The sequence below is a fragment of the Streptomyces sp. NPDC091209 genome (assembly GCF_044757755.1).
Lineage (GTDB): Bacteria > Actinomycetota > Actinomycetes > Streptomycetales > Streptomycetaceae > Streptomyces.
Genome location: NZ_JBIVVR010000001.1, coordinates 639,077 through 656,103, shown reverse-complemented (window position 1 = coordinate 656,103; position 17,027 = coordinate 639,077). Strand labels below are relative to the sequence as shown.

Here is a 17,027-nt window from a genome sequence, read left to right as displayed (position 1 = left end):
GTATGTATCAGCCGCGTCCGACGTAGGGCATGGCCGTGGCCAGTACCGTCGCGAACTGCACGTTCGCCTCCAGCGGCAGCTCGGCCATGTGCCGTACCGTGCGCGCCACATCGGCCACATCCATCACCGGTTCGACCGCCAGTTCGCCATTGGCCTGGAGTGTCCCGGTCCGCATCCGCTCGGTCATGTCGGTGGCCGCGTTGCCGATGTCGATCTGCCCGCAGGCGATCCGATACGGACGCCCGTCCAGGGACAGCGACTTGGTCAGGCCCGTCAGCGCGTGCTTGGTCGCGGTGTAAGCGATCGACAGCGGGCGGGGTGTGTGTGCCGAGATCGAGCCGTTGTTGATGATCCGGCCGCCCTGCGGGTCCTGGTCCTTCATCTGCCGGTACGCCGCCTGGGCGCACAGGAACGCGCCGTTCAGATTGGTGTCGACGACGTGCCGCCAGGCGTCGTACGGCAGTTCTTCGAGCGGCACACCGCCGGGACCGAACGTCCCGGCGTTGTTGAACAGCAGGTCGAGCCGCCCGAACCGGCCGTGCACGGCGGCGAACAGGGCCGCCACCTCGTCGGGGCGCGACACATCCGTGCGGACGACGATCGAGGGCCCCTCGGGCACGAGGGCCGCCGTCTCCTGGAGGGTCTCGGCCCGGCGTCCGGCGAGCGCCACCGACCAGCCGGAGCGCAGCAGTTCGGCGGCCACCGCGCGGCCGATGCCGGAGCCCGCCCCGGTCACCACCGCGATCTTCGTCTCCGGGGGATGCGAGGGGTGCGGGGGACCTGCGGAACCTGCGGAACCTGCGGAACCCGCGGAACCCGCGGAACCCGCGGAACCCGCGGAACCCGGGGGATTCTTGGCGTTCTTGGCGTTCTTGGCGTTCATGGGCCCGCAGCGTAGGCGAGGGGGACCGGCGAGGCCCGTCCTATGCGTTCGCCTCGCCGGGGTAGCGGACGCCGATGCGGTCCCTGATCGTGTCGAGCGTGCGCATCACGGCGAGGGTGCCGTCGAGCGGGACGAGCGGGGACTCGGTCTCGCCGGCGCGCAGGGCCCGCATCACCTCGGCGGCCTCGTGCTTGAGGCTGTTGCGGGGGCCCGACGCGGGGTCGGCGCGGAAGACCTCCGGCTCGCGGCCGTCGCGGTGCAGGACGAAGTGGTCCGGGAAGAAGAAGCCGTCCGGGATGTCGATGCGGCCCGCGGAGCCGGTGACGGAGGCGGCGACGGGAGTGCCGCCGTTGATGGAGCAGTGCACCGAAGCGAGAGCGCCGCTCTCCCAGGAGAGCAGTGCACCCGTCTGGAGATCGACGCCCTCGTCGGAGAGCACCGCTCTCGCGACGATGTCCGAGGGCTCCCCGAGCAGGAGCTGCGCGAACGACACCGGATAGACGCCGAGATCGAGCAGCGCACCGCCGCCCTGCGCGGGGTCCCGCAGCCGGTGCGAGGGCGGGAACGGCCCCGCGAGACCGAAGTCGGCCTGCACCGTGCGCACTTCACCGATCACACCGTCGTCGACGAGCGCCTTCAGCCGTCCGACCAGCGGATTGCAGTACATCCACATGGCCTCCATCAGGAAGCGGTCGTGCCGTCCGGCGAGTGCGACCAGTTCCCCGGCCTCCCGCGCGTTCAGCGTGAACGCCTTCTCGCACAGCACATGGCGTCCCGCCTCCAGGCACATCCCGGCGGCCACCCGGTGCGCCGAGTGCGGTGTGGCGACGTACACGATGTCGACGTCGTCGTCCGCCGCGAGGGACGCCCAGTCCCCGTACGCCCGCGGGATTCCGAACCGTTCCGCGAACGCCTTCGCCGAGCGTTCCGTCCGTGAGGCGACTGCCACCACCTCGGCGTCCGGCATGTCCACCAGATCCGCCGTGAACGCCGCGGCGATCCCGCCGGTCGCAAGAATTCCCCACCGCACGCGTTCGCGCTCGCCCGTCATGCCCGCCCCTTGATCCGTGACCCGAACACGCTGTTCGAACTGAGAGCATAGGGCTCGCATCTTTCGGAGAGGGGGGCACATGCCCGAGCGTGGCCGCATCACGCGGGACCAGGAAGGCCCGCGAGGGCACATACCGAACGCGGAAGCCGCCGACACCACGACGTCGGTCGCCGGGACCGCGCGTCCGGCACCCGAATCGGCGTCCGGCGTGGCGTCACGGCCGGCCACCCGTTCCGTCGTCGTGTCACGACCCACCCCCCGCCCGGCTGCCGCGTCAAGGACGGCCGACCGCCCCGGCGCCCCGGGCCGCACCGGACTCCTCGTCACCCTGATCCTCGGCGGGCTCACCGCCACACCCCCGCTCGCGATGGACATGTACCTCCCCTCGCTGCCGGAGGTCACCGGATCGCTCCACGCCCCCGCCGCCACCGTGCAGCTCACGCTCACCGCGTGTCTCGCGGGCATGGCGCTCGGGCAGCTCGTCGTCGGGCCGATGAGCGACCGGTGGGGCCGCAGACGCCCGTTGCTGGCCGGTCTCGCCGTCTACGTGGTCGCCACCGTGCTGTGCGCCCTCGCGCCCGGCATCGGCCTGCTCGTCGCCTTCCGCCTCGTCCAGGGTCTCGCGGGCGCGGCCGGGATCGTGATCGCCCGCGCCGTCGTCCGCGACCTCTACGACGGCGTGGCGATGGCCCGCTTCTTCTCCACCCTCATGCTGATCTCCGGTGTCGCCCCGGTCGTCGCGCCGCTCATCGGCGGACAGATCCTGCGCGTCACCGACTGGCGGGGCGTGTTCGTGGTCCTCACCGCCGTAGGCCTCGCGCTGACGGCCGTAGTCTGGGCGAAGCTGCCCGAGACCCTCCAGCCGGCGGACCGGCACGGCGGCGGCGTCGGCGAGGCACTGCGCGCCATGCGCGGACTGCTCGCCGACCGCGCCTTCGCCGGGTACATGCTCGCGGGCGGCTTCACCTTCGCCGCCCTGTTCGCCTACATCTCGGCCTCCCCGTTCGTGATTCAGGAGCTCTACGGCGCCTCCCCGCAGACCTTCAGCCTGCTCTTCGGCGTCAACTCCGTCGGCCTGGTGATCGCCGGGCAGATCAACGGCAAGCTGCTGGTCGGCCGGGTCGCCCTCGAAAAGGTCCTCGCCGTCGGTCTCGCGCTCGTCGTCCTCGCCGCGACCGCGTTGCTGCTCATGTCCACCGGCGTCCTCGGCCCGGTCGGGCTCGCACCGGTGGCCGCCGCGCTGTTCGTGCTGATGTCGGCCATGGGCCTCGCCCTGCCCAACACGCAGGCGCTCGCCCTCATGCGCGTGCGGCACGCGGCCGGTTCCGCCTCCGCGCTGCTCGGCACCACCTCCTTCCTCATCGGCGCGGTCGCCTCACCGCTCGTCGGCATCGCCGGAGAGCACACCGCCGTCCCGATGGCCGTCGTCCAACTGGCCGCGGCACTGGTAGCCGTCGCCTGCTTCGTGGGACTGTGCCGTCCCCGGTGGACGGGACGCACCGCGGACGGAAAGGCGGCGGAGAACTGAGCGCGCCAAGACTGCGTTCCGGCACACCGGAACGGGCCGGACTCGACGCCGGTGAACTGCGGCAGCTCGTCCAGGAGGTCCGCGCCCTCACCCGCGGCGCCGACCCCTGGGCGGCGGGCGTCGTCGTGGTCGCGGGGCGGGGCCCGGTCATCGCCGTCGAGGAGGCCGCGGGCTGGGCGGTGCGCTACGCGTCCTACGACAAGGAGAAGGGCACCGGGGTCGAACTGCCGCCGGGAGCACGCGTGCCGGTGACCGTGCACACGCCCTTCGACCTGGCCTCCCTCACCAAGCTGTTCACGGCGGTCGCCGCGGTGCAGCAGCTGGAGCGCGGGACGCTGGGCATCGAGGCGCGGGTCGGCGCGTATCTGCCGGAGTTCCGCGCGGCCCGCGAGCACGGCATCACCGTACGGCAGTTGCTCACCCACACCTCCGGGCTGCGCCCCGAACTCCCGCTGTACGACTGCCCGGACGACACGGCCCGGCTGGCGCTGCTGCGGGCGGAGGCGCCGTCGTCCGAACCGGGCGAGTACCGCTACTCCGACATCAACCTGATCCTCCTGCAGTACGTGCTGGAACGCGTCACCGGCCGGGGGCTCGACGTCCTCGTCCGGGACGGCATCACCCGCCCGCTCGGGATGAACGCCACCGCCTTCGGACCCTGCCCCGGCGCGGCGGCCACGGAGGACCAGCGGCGGCCGTGGGCCAAGGCGGACCGGGGCATGCTGCGGGGCGTGGTGCACGACGAGAACGCCTGGGCGCTCGGCGGGGTGGCCGGTCACGCGGGCCTGTTCTCCACCGGGCGCGATCTGGCCGTGTTCTGCCGCACCCTGCTCGCGGGCGGCTCGTACGGTCCCGCCCGCATTCTCGGCCCCGACTTCGTCGAACTCCTCCTCACCCCGCCCGGCCTCGGATTCGCCCTCGACCAGCCCTGGTTCATGGGCACCCTCGCGGGCCACGGCGCGGCCGGCCATACGGGGTTCACCGGTACGTCCCTGGTCCTTGACCCGGCGACGGACACGTTCCTGGTCCTGCTCGCCAACACGGTCCACCCCCGGCGCTGCCCGGCGGACAACGCGCCCCGGGCGGCAGCGGCCACCCGGCTGCGGCGGGCGGTGCGGGGCACTTGAGCGAGCGCCTGCCCGGCGGGGCGGGTGCGGGGCACTTGAGCGAGCGCCTGCCCGGCGGGGCGGGTGTGGGGCGTCGAGGGTTCGCCGGCCCGGGGAGGATTGTCCTCGGTGTCCGGGAGCCACCCGGCGGGCGCGGGCGGTGCGGGCACGGCGCGTGGGCACGGGCGGTGCGGGGCACAGAGAGGTCGCCTCGCGGGCACGGGCAGCGCGGGGCACGGAGAGGTCGCCTTGTAGGCGCGGGCGGTGCGGGGTGCGGAGAGGTCGCCTCGTGGGCACGGGCGGTGCGAGGACGGAGAGGTCGCCTCGTGGGCACGGGCGGTGGGGGGCACGGAGAGGTCGCCTCGTGGGCACGGGCGGTGGGGGGGCACGGAGAGGTCGCCTCGTGGGCACGGGCGGTGGGGGGCACGGAGAGGTCGCCTTGTGGGCACGGACGATGCGGGGCGCCCGTGCGACCGTCTCGTGGGCGCGGGCCGTGTGGGACGCCTGAGAGAATCGGGTCGTGAACGTCCCCGTATCCCCCGCCGACACCCTGCGCGGCGCCCTCGCCGGGCTCCTCGACGGTCTGCCGCCGAAAACCGCCGCGCAGGCGGTCGAGCGGCTGATCGTGAACTACCGGGGGACCACCCCGACCCACACCCCGATCCTCCGGGACCGCTCGGACGTGGCCGCGTACGCCGCGTACCGGATGCCCGCGACGTTCGAGGCGGTGTGCGCGGCGCTGGAGGCGTTCGCGGACGCGGTGCCCGGCTGGGCGCCGGGGAGCCATGTGGACGTCGGCGGCGGCACCGGCGCCGCCACCTGGGCGGTGAACGCGACCTGGGAGGGCACCCGCCCCGTCACCGTGCTCGACTGGGCCGAGCCCGCCCTCGCGCTCGGCCGGGAGATCGCCGCCGCCAACCCGGAGCTGGAGGGCGCCGCGTGGCAGCGCTCTCGTATCGGAGCGGCGCTCACCATCGAGAGCACTGATCTCGTCACCGTCTCCTACGTTCTCGGCGAGCTCACCGACGCCGACCGCGCCTCGGTCGTGGACGCCGCCGCGAGCGCCGCCCAGGCCGTCGTGATCATCGAGCCCGGCACCCCCGACGGCTACACCCGGGTCCTCGCCGCCCGCGAGCGGCTGATCGGCGCCGGATTCCATGTCGCCGCGCCCTGTCCGCACAGCGCGGCCTGCCCCATCGTCCCCGGCCAGGACTGGTGCCACTTCTCCGCACGGGTCGCCCGTTCCTCCCTGCACCGCCAGGTCAAGGGCGGTTCCCTGCCCTACGAGGACGAGAAGTTCAGCTATGTCGCCGCGACCCGCTTCCCGCCCGCCCCGGCGCCCTCCCGGATCGTGCGCAAGCCGCAGATCCGCAAGGGGCAGGTCCTGCTCGACCTGTGCGAGCCGGACGAGGCGCTGCGCCGGGAGACGGTGACCAAGCGCCACGGCCCGCTGTACAAGGCGGCCCGCGACGCGGAGTGGGGCGACGCCTGGCCGCCGCCCCGGGACGCGCCGTAGCCTCCCGGTTCAGCCCCGCAGCTCCTGGGTGCAGCACTTCACACTTCCGCCGCCCTTGAGGAGCTCGCCGAGGTCGACGCCGACGGGTACGAAGCCGCGCTCCCGGAGCGGGTCGAAGAGGCCGGTCGCCTCCTGCGGCAGCAGCACGTGCAGACCGTCCGAGACCGCGTTGAGGCCCAGCGCGGCGGCGTCCTCGGCCGTGGCGGTCAGCGCGTCCGGGAACAGCCGGCGCAGGACCTCGCGGCTGCCGGGGGAGAACGCCGGCGGGTAGTACATGACGTCGTCCGTGCCGTCGTCGAGGACGGCGAGGGCCGTGTCCAGGTGGTAGTAGCGCGGGTCGACCAGGTCCAGGCCGATCACCGGACGGCCGAAGAACTCCTGTGCCTCCCCGTGCGAGAGCGGGCTCGCGCGAAAGCCGCGGCCCGCGAGCAGATACGACCCCGTGACGACGAAGTCGCCCTCGCCCTCGTTGACGTGCGCCGGTTCGCGGATCTGCCCGAAGCCGCCGGCGCGGAACCACTCCAGATGCGCCTCCGCCTCCGCCTCGCGCTGCGGGTACGCGAACCGGGCACCCAGCACCCGGCCGTCCACGACCGTCGCGCCGTTCGCCGCGTAGACCATGTCCGGCAGGCCCGGACGGGGGGAGAGCTCCTCGACCGTGTGGCCGAGGGAGCGGTAGCGGTCCCGCAGGTCCTCCCACTGGGTGAGGGCGAGCGGCACGTCGACCGGCTTGGCGGGGTCCATCCAGGGATTGATCGCGTACGTGACGTCGAAGTGCACCGGTGGGCACATGAGGTAACGCCGGGGTGTGACACGACGAACAGGGTGCAAGGAAGACTCCTTACGCAACCGCAGGGGCAGTTGCTGCTCATGGTGCGGTGCGAGCGGCTCCCGGAGCGGGAGGCGTGCGGTTCGTGTCCACCGAACCCGCACCCCGCCGGGCGGACGCCCTCCGCCCGTCCTCGCGCCGGTCGGCGAGGGCGGCCACCCGGAGACCATGATCGAGGGCATCGACGCCCGAGCCGGAGTCGGCGATCAGACGATCCGCCTTTGGCGAAGAAATCCCCTTAGATCATGCAATAACACCTGATCAGGGTCAGCGGAACGCATCGCCCCACCTACCCCGGTTGTCGGCTCCGGCCACCCGGGGCGCAGGATGGTGGGACCATGGGGCAAGGACGAGTGCACTACGGCGAGGCGAGGGGATAGATGAGCGCAGAGTTCGGCCGCCGCTCCGGCACGCAGGGCAGGATCTCGAAGTGGCTGCGCGGACGCCGGCCCAAAGCCCCCGCGGAGACATCCGCCGGCGGGCGCGAGGCCCTGCTGCTCGCCGCCGCCGCAGCGGGGCTGCCGCTCGCGCAGGCCGCGTATCCGTCCGGCTACCGCTGTTCCTGTGACCGCGTCGGCTGCCCCACCCCCGCGCGCCACCCCGTCTCCTTCGCCTGGCAGACGCAGTCGACCACCGACCGCGCGCAGATCGAGCGCTGGGCCCGGCACCAGCCGAAGGCGAACTTCATCACCGCCACCGGCATGGTGCACGACGTCCTGGACGTGCCGCTGGACGCCGGGCGCGAGGCGCTGGAGCGCCTGCTCGCCTCCGACATCGAGGTGGGACCCGTCGCGGAGACCGGCGACGGACGCATGCTCTTCTTCACCCTCACCCGCGGTACGCCCGAGGACGAGGACGAGTGGTGGCCCTGCGAGCTGGACTGCCACCCCGAGACGATGGACGAGCACCCCGGCTTCCGCTGGCACTGCCGCGGTTCGTACGTCCTCGTGCCGCCGGCCCAGCTGCCCGGCGGTCTGAGCGTCGACTGGGTGCGCGGCCCCGAGCATCCGCTGCCAGACCCGCTCACGCTCCTGGAGATCCTGACCGACGAATGCGCCCGCTACGCCGGTGAGAACGGCGCGGACCAGCTCGCCGCCTGGCCCCACCGGGGCTGAGACCCACCCGGCCGGCGCCCGTGAGGGCCGCGCGGCGAGCGCGTGCGCCGGATGCACCGAGTGCGCTGTGCGTGCGTGCGCCGGATGTACGGATGTGCCGGGAGCGCGAGTGCCGGATCCACGGCTGCGCGCCGGGCTACTCGCCCTCGGCTCCCGTCAGCCCCTCGATCCGTCCGAGGACGGACACCTGGCCCGCGCCGGAACCCTTCAGCGGGTCCAGGACGACCTGGTTGGAGACGAACTCCAGGGTCAGGGACTGCTTGATCTCGCCGGTCGTCAAGGCCTGCACGTCCGTGCCGGGGGAAGGGATCCCGGTGCCCTCGGCGGCGGTCTCCTTCTCGTACCGGTGCGTGGCGAAGAACACCAGCGCCCCGCCGTCCGCGGTGCGCAGACCCACCGGCGCGTAGTCGCCCGAGGTCAGCGGCTGGTCGATGTACTGCCGGGCGAGGCCGGGCTTGCTGGCGAACTTCTCGCGCTGGGCCCGCCACTGCGAGGTGTGGACACCGGCGGCGAAGGCGTTCCCGCCGGCCTTCAGATAGGCCGCGTACGACTGGCCGAGCTTCTCCGGCTCGATCGCGAGCGCCGGGTCGTCGGCCGTGACCGGCTGTGCCCAGCCGCCGCCGTCCTTCACGAACTTCGGCACGTCACCGGCCCCGAGGACCGTGAGGTACGAGGCCTGCCACAGCTCGTCGGCGCTGCCCCGGGTGAAGACGAGCAGCCAACGGCTGCCCGGCGCGCCCTTGTTGGCCGTCGCGTTCGCCACGAACCAGCGCGGCCAGCCCGCTTTCGCGGGGATCGAGAACTCGGCATCGCCGAACTCCAGCGCCGAATGCGCCGGATTCCCGGCCGGGTTGTTCTTGTGCCCGGCCTTCAGCTTGGCGCCGTCGATGGCCGCGAGCGGACCGGCCACCCGTTCCGCGTCGTCGGAACGGTCGTACGTCGCGTCCGCCTTGTTGTAGGCGACGGTGAAGTCCTTGAGCGCGCGGGCGGCTTCGTCGCGGGTCGCGGCCGGTACGACCTCGCGCTCGCCGTGCACCACCACGCAGCCGCTCGCCGCCGAGGACAGGACGGTCACCGTCGCCGTCGCGAGCGCGAAACGGCCCAGGGCGAAACGACCCAGCGCGAAACGGCTGAGCCTACGAGGCCTTCGTGGGCTGCGACCCGTGCGATCCCTGCTCATCAGGTGCCTTCACCTTCCCCTTCCCGGAGGCGAACCCTACCGGGGCGAGGAAGATCGTGAGGGTCGGGACCAAGTACAGCGCCCACACCGTGACCTGAAGGACGGTCGGGTCGGGCTGGAAGTTGAAGACGCCCTTCAGCAGGGTGCCGTACCAGCTCGTCGGGTCGATCGTGCCGCTGATGTCGAAGGCCAGATGCGTCAGGCCCGGGACGAAGTCGGCCTCCTGCAGGTCGTGGATGCCGTACGCGAGCACGCCCGCGGCGACGACGACCAGCATGCCGCCGGTCCAGGTGAAGAACTTGGCGAGGTTGATCTTCAGCGCGCCACGGTAGAAGAGCCAGCCGAGGAAGACCGCGGTGGCCAGGCCCAGCGCCACGCCGATCAGCGGGCGGGGCGTGCCGTCACTGGCGGCGTGCACCGACGCCCACACGAACAGGGCCGTCTCCAGGCCCTCCCGGCCGACCGCCAGGAACGCCGTCGCGACCAGCGCGCCCGTTCCCATGGCGAGGGCCGCGTCCAGCCTGCCGTGCAGCTCGGACTTCAGGTGCCGGGCCGTGCGCCGCATCCAGAAGACCATCCACGTCACCAGGCCCACGGCCAGGACCGACAGCGAACCGCCGAGCCCCTCCTGCGCCTGGAACGTCATCTCCTGGGAGCCGAATTCGAGGGCGCAGCCGAAACCGAGCGCCACGGTGATCGCGACGCCGATGCCGATCCAGATCGGCCTCAGGGCGTCCCTGCGCTCCGTCTTCACCAGGTAGGCGATGAGGATGCAGACGACGAGGCTGGCTTCCAGTCCCTCGCGGAGACCGATCAGGTAGTTGCTGAACACGGTTACGCCTCCTTGGAGAACAGCGTCCGGCCCCACCAGTCGTCCTTGTCCCGGACGCCGGGCGGGACGGCGAAGACCGCCGAACTCACGTGCTGGATGTACTCGTTGAGCGCGTCGGAGCGCGACAGGCTGCGCTGCAGGGGGATGAACCCCTCGCGCACGTCCCGCTGGTACGCGAGGAAGAACAGGCCCGCTTCGAGGCGGCCGAGACCGTCCGTGCCGTCCGTGAAGGAGTAGCCGCGGCGCAGGATCGTCACGCCGTGGTTGGAGTCGGGGTGCGCGAGCCGGACGTGCGCGTCGGGCTTCATGGCCTGCAGGAACGGCTTGTCGTGCTCCTTGGCCTTGCCGGCGGGAGCGCCCTCGCCCTTGTCGCGGCCGAAGACGTCCTCCTGCTCCTGGAGCGAAGTACGGTCCCACGTCTCGATGTTCATCCGGATGCGCCGGGCGACGAGGTAGGAACCGCCGGTCATCCAGGACGCGTTCGTGCCGCCGTCCTTCCCGTCGGCCCACACGAACTTTTCCAGCCGCGCGGTCTCGGTGCCCGCGATGTTGCGGGTGCCGTCCTTGAAGCCCATCAGGTTGCGCGGGGTCTGCGCGTCCGGGGTCGTCGACGACGTCTTGCCGAAGCCGAGCTGCGACCAGCGGATGGCGACCTTGCCGAAGCCGATACGGGCCAGGTTGCGGATGGCGTGCACCGCCACCTGCGGGTCGTCGGCGCAGGCCTGGATGCACAGGTCGCCGTTGCTGCGGGCCTTGTCCAGGTTGTCGCCGGGGAACTCCGGGAGGTCGACGAGCGCCTCCGGCCGCCGGTCCGCCAGAGCGAACTTCCCGAACAGCGACGGACCGAAGCCGATCGTCAGCGTCAGCCGGGAGGGCTTGAGCCCCAGGGCCTCGCCGGTGTCGTCCGGCGGCGCCTCGGCCAGACCGCCGTACGCGCCCTCGCCGACCGTGTGTCCGGCGGTCATCCGGGCGGCGGCCTGCGTCCAGTCCTTGAGGAGCTGGACGAACTCGGCGCGGTCGTCCGTCTTCACGTCGAACGCGGCGAAGTGCAGCCGGTCCTGGACCGGAGTGGCGATGCCCGCCTGGTGCGCTCCGTGGAAGGCGACAGCGGCGCCCGTGTCGGCGGCGGCCGGGTCGACGTCGTTGCCGGCGCGGGTCATCGCGACCGCGCCCCCGGCCGCGGCGGCACCGAGCGCGAGCCCGGCACCGCCCCAGCCGATCAGCGAACGCCGGGTAGGCGCGGAGCCGTTGCGGGTGGACCCGGTGGCCTGCGTGGCGCCGTTGCCCTCAGCCCTGTCCGCGCCGACCGGGGTGTCCGTGCTGTTCGTGCTGTTCGAGTTGTCCGTCATGGCGTAGCTCCTACTTCACGACGGCGGCGGCGAGCTTGGAAAGGGGCTCGGCGAGCGCGTTGACCGCGTCCGAGAGCTCCTTGCGGTCGGCCTTGCCGACCGTGTCGTACGACACGAAGCCGTCCGAGGTCTTGTCCGTCCGGTACTTGTCGAGCAGCTTGTTCAGCGCGGTGAACTGCTTGTCGAGCTCCGTCGTCAGTGCCGCGTCGTTCTCCGCGGCCACCGGCTTGAGCAGCTCGTACGCCTTCTGCGCGCCGTCGACGTTGCCCTTGAAGTCGCTGAGGTCGGTGTGCGAGTAGCGGTCCTCCTCACCGGTGACCTTGCCGGTGGCGACCTCGTCGAGCAGCTCCTTGGCGCCGTTGGCCATGGAGGTCGGGGTGATCTCGGCCTTGCCGATGCGCTTCTGCCAGTCGGTCAGGTCGGTGACGAGCTGGTCGGCGAGGGCCTTCTGCTCGGCGCCGGTCTGCTTGTCCTGCCAGAGGGCCTTCTCCAGCGCGTGCCAGCCGGTCCACTTCTGGCCCTTCTCCAGGCCGTCCGCACGGGTGTCGGTCTTGGGGTCGATGTCACCGAACGACTCGGCGATCGGCTCGGTGCTCTCCCAGCCCACACGCGAGGGGGCGTACGCCTTCTTGGCGGCCTCGAGGTCGCCGGCCTTGACGGCGTCGGCGAACGTCTTCACCTTCGGGATCGTGGCGTCGGCCTCGCCCTGCGCCCACGCGCGGTAGTCGGCGACGGCCTTGTCGAGGCGCGGGTCGCGCTTGGCGACGTTCCCGCCGGTGACCTTGACCGCCTCGCGGATGCCCTTGCCCTTCATCCCGGGCTTGCAGACGAGCGTGTAGGCGCCGGCCTTCACCTCCGCGGTGACCCGCTGCTTGGTGCCGGGACCTATGTTCTCGCGCTCGCTGACGATCCGGTCGTCCGGGAACAGCAGGTAGACCTCGGTGACCTTGGAGCCCTTGTTCTCGATGTCGAACTGGACGTGCCCCGCGGGGAACTCCTTCGTCGACACCTTGCACGCGGTGTCGCTGGCCGTCACCTGAATCGCGTCGCCGTTCTTCGCGTCGCTCTTCTGGGTGCAACCCGTGACAGCGGCCAAGGCGGCCGCGGTGGCGGCAGCGGTGACGACGGAGAGTCGGACGGCTCGCATTCAGGCTCCAAAAGAAGTCGGACAAGCCGCACGGCGGGGCGCGTTCGGCATGGTGAGGCTGGCCTAACTTATCTGAGGCTTGCCTCACTGATACCCACCCGTGCGGTGATTCAGCTCTCATGGATGTCGCACAGGAACGGCTTGATCACGATGACTCAAAACAGGCCCCATGGAAAGGTCAAGGGGAGGTCAAGCCTTCCGCTTGGGGGCGATCGGCGCGGCCCCGGTCCTGGGGTGCGGGAGATACCTCAACGGGGTGCCGGTGGGCGTCGGTCGGCAGTCGCTCGGTGAAGGCCGCGGCCGGTCGGCCGCCGGTCGCGACACGACCGGCGCACAGAAGCGCGACCCGGTGCGCGTAGGCCGCCGCCGGACCCGGATCGTGCGACACCACGACCACCGTGTCACCGGCGTGCGCCCTTTCCCGCCCCCCTCCCGGGCGCCAACTCCTTGGTGCCCGCGAGGGGTGGCCCGGTCCTGCGGGGCACCGATCGCGCGGATGGTGTTTGAATGCCGGAGTGACTGACTACGACGTGCTGCGGGTCTTCTGCGGACCAGGCGGCGGGTATGGCAATGAGCTCGGTGTCGTGCGCGAGGGCTCGGTGATGCCGGACCGCGCGGAACGGCAGGAGTTCGCCGCGAAGCTCGGCTTCAGCGAGACCGTGTTCGTCGACGACCCCGAGCGCGGGGTCATCGACATCTACACCCCCACGCTGCGGCTGCCGTTCGCGGGACACCCGTGCGTCGGGGTGGGCTGGCTGCTCGACGTGCCCGAGCTGGTCACACCCGCCGGTGTGGTGGGGGTCCGGCTGGACGGCGAGTTCAGCTGGATCGAGGCACGGGCCGAGTGGGCGCCGCCGCGAACCCTCCGGCGGTACGGGTCCGCGGCCGAGGTCGACGCGCTGGCCGTGCCGCCGTCCGGGGAGTGGATCTACGCCTGGGCCTGGCAGGACGAGGCCGGCGGCCGGGTGCGGGCGCGTGCTTTCCCCGGCCGGAACGACGGCATCGAGGAGGACGAGGCCACCGGGGCGGCGGCGCTGCTGCTGACCCAGGAGCTCGGCCGGGCCCTCAACATCACCCAGGGAGCCGGGTCCCAGATCCTCACGGCCCCCCAGCCGAACGACTGGGTCGAGGTGGGCGGCCGGGTCCACCTGGAACGCTGAGAACCAGGCCAGGGACACGAGGGCGGGGCGCGAAACCACGCCCCCCAGGTGCACGGGGAAGCCGCCCACACGGCACCGCCCACCTGCGCGGGGAAGCCGCCCACACGGCCCCAACCGGCCGGCCCGCCCGCTCACCACCGGCCGGCGCGGCCCCAGCCGGCCCGCCCGCCCACCACCGGCCGGCGTGGCCCCAGCCGACCCGCATGGCCCCAACTGGCCGCACGGCCATCACTCGCGCACGGCCACCACCGGCGCACGGCCTTCACTGGCCGGCACGGCTCCAACTGGCCGCGCGGCCATCACCGACCCGCACGGCCCCAACTGGCCGCGCGGCCAGTCACTCGCGCACGGCCACCACCGGTCGGCACGGCCCCAATCGACCCGCACGGCTCCAACTGGCCGCACGGCCATCACCGACCGGCTCGGCCCCAACTGGCCGCACGGCCACCACCGGCGCACGGCCACCACCGGCGCACGGCCATCACCGGCCGGCTCGGCCCCAACCGGCCGGCGCGCCCCCACCGGCCCGCACGCCATGTGCCTTCCCGGAGGGCGGCGGGGCGGCGTCCAGGGGTGAACCCCGGGCCGGGCCCGGGGTTCGGATGATCATGCGGTCAGCGGGAACTCCTCGCCGAGGGCCCTGAACACCCCGGTGTTCAGGGCGAACGCCCGCTTGCACTCCGTCACGATCCGCCGCTTCTCCAGATCGTCGGCCCGGACCCCGTCCAGCAGTTCGCGATAACTCCGCTTGAACGCGGCCGGGTTGGCGATGTCCTCGAAGACATAGAAGCGGACGCCGTCGCCCTTGCGGCTGAAGCCCCAGGTCTGCTCCGCCCTGCCGCGAATGATCTGGCCACCGGAGAGGTCCCCGAGGTACCGGGTGTAGTGGTGGGCGACATAGCCACCAGGCCACTCGCGGGCGCACCGCGTGACCCGGTCCGCGTACGCGCGGGTCGCGGGCAGCGCCGTGAGCGTGCCGCGCCAGTCCGGGCCCCGGAGATGGGCGAGGTCGCGCTCCAGAGCGGTGCGGCGCAGGAGTTCGGGCCGCAGGAAGGGCCCGGCCACCGGATCGGCGGCCAGTCGCCCGGTCTCCGCCTCCAACGCCTCGTACACGAACCACAGTTGCTCGGTGTAGCGCGCGTACGCCTCGACGCCGAGCCGGCCGCCGAGCAGGTCGCTCATGAACGTCGACGTCTCCGCCTCGGTGTGCTGCTCGTGCGACGCGGTGCGGATGAGCGTCGAGAAGGGTGTGCCCGCCGTGCTCGCGGTGTCCGGCGTGCTCATCGTGTCCGACGTGTCCGACGCGTTCATGGGGCCTCCGGAGCCGATGAGGAAGGGCGGGAGCCGTTGCCGGGCTGCGGCGGGAGCCGTTGCCGGGCCGGCCAAATCTTCTATGGTTAGGCTTACCTAAGTCAGCAGTCTTCCCGACATCCTGTCGGTAAAACCGTACCCCGATTCCCGATCGCGTCCACCTTGCTTTCGGGCAGGGTGCCCGGTCCTTCAGGGCCGGGTTGAATGCCCGCTCCCGCGTGCGGGAGCGGGAAAGCCGGACCACCGTCAGGGCGATCCGGCGTTGCGGAAGGTGTGGTGCCGGGGCCGGCCTGCGGCAGGTGGTGGTGACGGTGGGCCTGGGGCTCCGCGGCCGAAGGCCGCCCTGGAAAAGGGGACGTGTCGGTCACTCTCACGGGTGAGTACGGCCGAAGACGCGTGCGGGAGGGGAACAGGGGTGGCTAGGTTCGCGGCATGTCACGTTTCCGGCTGTACCCGACGAACGCGCAGGCGGGCATCATGCTCGGCCACTGTGCGCACGCCCGGTACGTGTGGAACCTGGCGGTGGAGCAGCACGCGCACTGGCGGCCCGGCCGCAGCTCTGCGCCCGGCTTTGCGGAGCAGTGCCGTCAGCTGACCGGGGCCCGGCGCGACAACCCGTGGCTGGCGGCCGGGAACGCGGATGTGCAGCAGCAGGCCCTGAAGGACTTCGCCACAGCCAGGACAGCCCGCTTCACCTCCGGGTTCGGTGAGCCGACCTGGCGCAGGAAACACACGCACGAGGGCTTCCGCGTCATCGGCACCGACCGGGTCCCGGAGTTCGGTCCGGACGGCTCACCAGAACTAAATGCGAAGACCGGCAGGCAGGTCATGGGCCGCTCGGTGGTGGTGCATTCCTCCTGCGGCTTCACCTGCAACGCCGATGAGAACGCAGCAGTCAACGTCGCGGCAGGACAGGGCGGGATCCCCCGCCCCCGGCGAACAGCCGGTGCCGGAGGGGCGACAACGGCCACAAGCCGTCCGAACGCCCGTGAACCTCAACCCCTCTGGGTTGGAATCCCCCTCTTTTAAGAGGGGGAGGACGTCAAATGAAGAAACCCGCCCTGTGGACAGGGCGGGCTCAGAGGGTTCAGAGGGCTCGGGGACTCCGGACGGCTACGGCAGGGTCAGGATCTCCGCGCCGGTCTCGGTGACGACGAGGGTGTGCTCGAACTGCGCCGTGCGCTTGCGGTCCTTCGTCACGACGGTCCACCCGTCGTCCCACATGTCGTACTCGTGCGTGCCGAGCGTGAGCATGGGCTCGATGGTGAAGGTCATCCCGGGCTGCATGACGGTGGTCGCGTGCGGGTTGTCGTAGTGCGGGACGATCAGCCCGGAGTGGAACGACGAGTTGATCCCGTGCCCGGTGAAGTCCCGGACGACCCCGTATCCGAAGCGCTTCGCGTACGACTCGATGACGCGCCCGATGATGTTGATCTGGCGCCCCGGCCTGACCGCCTTGATCGCGCGGTCGAGGGACTCCCGGGTCCGCTCCACGAGGAGCCTCGACTCCTCGTCGACGGCGCCGACCAGGTAGGTCGCGTTGTTGTCCCCGTGCACACCGCCGATGTACGCGGTCACGTCGAGGTTGATGATGTCCCCGTCGCGCAGGACCGTGGAGTCGGGGATGCCGTGGCAGATGACCTCGTTGAGCGAGGTGCACAGCGACTTGGGGAAGCCGCGGTAGCCGAGGGTCGACGGGTAGGCGCCGTGGTCGCACATGTACGCGTGCGCCACCCGGTCCAACTCGTCCGTGGTCACACCCGGCGCGATGAGCTTCGCGGCCTCGGCCATCGCCTGCGCGGCGATCCGCCCGGCGATCCGCATCGCCTCGATCGTCTCGGGCGTCTGCACCTCCGGTCCGGTGTACGGCGTGGGGGCGGGCTTCCCCACGTACTCGGGACGCCTGATGTTTCCCGGCACGGGACGGGTGGGAGAAAGCTCCCCTGGTACGAGCAGCGACTGGCCAGACATGGCAGCGAGTCTAACCAGCGGGCATGGGGGAACATGTCCTAGGCGAAAG

At 71.9% G+C, this 17,027-nt stretch carries 15 protein-coding genes; 6 read left to right on the top strand and 9 right to left on the bottom strand.

Annotated elements, in window-relative coordinates:
- Window positions 1-7: 7 nt before the first annotated feature.
- On the bottom strand, window positions 8-883 hold the full coding sequence (locus ACIQRL_RS02880; protein WP_401326157.1) for an SDR family oxidoreductase: 876 nt from the start codon (window positions 881-883) through the stop codon (window positions 8-10).
- A 40-nt stretch (window positions 884-923) separates the two neighbouring features.
- The gene (locus ACIQRL_RS02875) at window positions 924-1,934 is read right to left on the bottom strand and encodes a Gfo/Idh/MocA family protein (RefSeq protein ID WP_401326154.1); all 1,011 of its coding nucleotides are present in this window, start codon (window positions 1,932-1,934) and stop codon (window positions 924-926) included.
- Between the two features lie 79 nt (window positions 1,935-2,013).
- Between ACIQRL_RS02875 and ACIQRL_RS02870 the strand changes: the two genes are divergently transcribed.
- The 3 genes from ACIQRL_RS02870 (at window position 2,014) to ACIQRL_RS02860 (ending at window position 6,084) form a co-directional block, all read left to right on the top strand.
- The gene (locus ACIQRL_RS02870; RefSeq protein ID WP_401326151.1) at window positions 2,014-3,462 is read left to right on the top strand and encodes a multidrug effflux MFS transporter; all 1,449 of its coding nucleotides are present in this window, start codon (window positions 2,014-2,016) and stop codon (window positions 3,460-3,462) included.
- Window positions 3,420-4,589 carry a serine hydrolase domain-containing protein gene (locus ACIQRL_RS02865; protein WP_401326148.1) on the top strand — a complete coding sequence of 390 codons (1,170 nt, stop codon included), beginning with the start codon at window positions 3,420-3,422 and terminating at the stop codon, window positions 4,587-4,589. Before ACIQRL_RS02870 ends, ACIQRL_RS02865 begins: the two co-directional genes overlap by 43 nt.
- Before the next feature lie 499 nt (window positions 4,590-5,088).
- Window positions 5,089-6,084, top strand: a complete 996-nt coding sequence (locus ACIQRL_RS02860) for a small ribosomal subunit Rsm22 family protein (RefSeq protein WP_401326145.1) — start codon at window positions 5,089-5,091, stop codon at window positions 6,082-6,084.
- Window positions 6,085-6,093: 9 nt separating this feature from the next.
- Here the strand turns inward: ACIQRL_RS02860 and ddaH are convergent, their stop codons facing one another.
- A complete protein-coding gene (ddaH, locus tag ACIQRL_RS02855) occupies window positions 6,094-6,915 on the bottom strand; it encodes a dimethylargininase (RefSeq protein ID WP_401326142.1) in 822 nt (273 codons plus the stop codon).
- A gap of 378 nt (window positions 6,916-7,293) precedes the next feature.
- Between ddaH and ACIQRL_RS02850 the strand changes: the two genes are divergently transcribed.
- Window positions 7,294-8,028, top strand: a complete 735-nt coding sequence (locus ACIQRL_RS02850) for a bifunctional DNA primase/polymerase (RefSeq protein ID WP_401326139.1) — start codon at window positions 7,294-7,296, stop codon at window positions 8,026-8,028.
- Window positions 8,029-8,164: 136 nt separating this feature from the next.
- Here the strand turns inward: ACIQRL_RS02850 and ACIQRL_RS02845 are convergent, their stop codons facing one another.
- Genes ACIQRL_RS02845 through efeO form a run of 4 tightly spaced genes read right to left on the bottom strand, consistent with a single transcriptional unit; the run spans window position 8,165 to window position 12,536 of the window.
- On the bottom strand, window positions 8,165-9,208 hold the full coding sequence (locus ACIQRL_RS02845) for a hypothetical protein (RefSeq protein ID WP_401326136.1): 1,044 nt from the start codon (window positions 9,206-9,208) through the stop codon (window positions 8,165-8,167).
- Complete coding sequence (gene efeU, locus ACIQRL_RS02840; RefSeq protein ID WP_401326133.1) at window positions 9,165-10,040, bottom strand: iron uptake transporter permease EfeU; 876 nt, start codon at window positions 10,038-10,040, stop codon at window positions 9,165-9,167. The genes ACIQRL_RS02845 and efeU overlap by 44 nt, the downstream gene beginning before the upstream one ends.
- Window positions 10,041-10,042: 2 nt before the next feature.
- Window positions 10,043-11,389 carry an iron uptake transporter deferrochelatase/peroxidase subunit gene (efeB, locus tag ACIQRL_RS02835; protein ID WP_401326130.1) on the bottom strand — a complete coding sequence of 449 codons (1,347 nt, stop codon included), beginning with the start codon at window positions 11,387-11,389 and terminating at the stop codon, window positions 10,043-10,045.
- Between the two features lie 10 nt (window positions 11,390-11,399).
- The gene (gene efeO / locus ACIQRL_RS02830; protein ID WP_401326127.1) at window positions 11,400-12,536 is read right to left on the bottom strand and encodes an iron uptake system protein EfeO; all 1,137 of its coding nucleotides are present in this window, start codon (window positions 12,534-12,536) and stop codon (window positions 11,400-11,402) included.
- A 515-nt stretch (window positions 12,537-13,051) separates the two neighbouring features.
- On the opposite strand from efeO, the gene ACIQRL_RS02825 reads away from it, so the two are divergent.
- A complete protein-coding gene (locus ACIQRL_RS02825; RefSeq protein WP_401326124.1) occupies window positions 13,052-13,696 on the top strand; it encodes a PhzF family phenazine biosynthesis protein in 645 nt (214 codons plus the stop codon).
- A 606-nt stretch (window positions 13,697-14,302) separates the two neighbouring features.
- Here the strand turns inward: ACIQRL_RS02825 and ACIQRL_RS02820 are convergent.
- A complete protein-coding gene (locus tag ACIQRL_RS02820) occupies window positions 14,303-14,980 on the bottom strand; it encodes a heme oxygenase (biliverdin-producing) (RefSeq protein ID WP_401328034.1) in 678 nt (225 codons plus the stop codon).
- Window positions 14,981-15,439: 459 nt separating this feature from the next.
- On the opposite strand from ACIQRL_RS02820, the gene ACIQRL_RS02815 reads away from it, so the two are divergent.
- On the top strand, window positions 15,440-16,036 hold the full coding sequence (locus tag ACIQRL_RS02815; protein ID WP_401326121.1) for a helix-turn-helix domain-containing protein: 597 nt from the start codon (window positions 15,440-15,442) through the stop codon (window positions 16,034-16,036).
- 84 nt (window positions 16,037-16,120) lie between these two features.
- Here ACIQRL_RS02815 and map read toward each other — a convergent pair whose 3' ends face one another.
- Window positions 16,121-16,978: a type I methionyl aminopeptidase gene (gene map / locus ACIQRL_RS02810; RefSeq protein WP_401326118.1), complete on the bottom strand. Its 858-nt coding sequence runs from the start codon at window positions 16,976-16,978 to the stop codon at window positions 16,121-16,123.
- Window positions 16,979-17,027 lie beyond the last annotated feature (49 nt).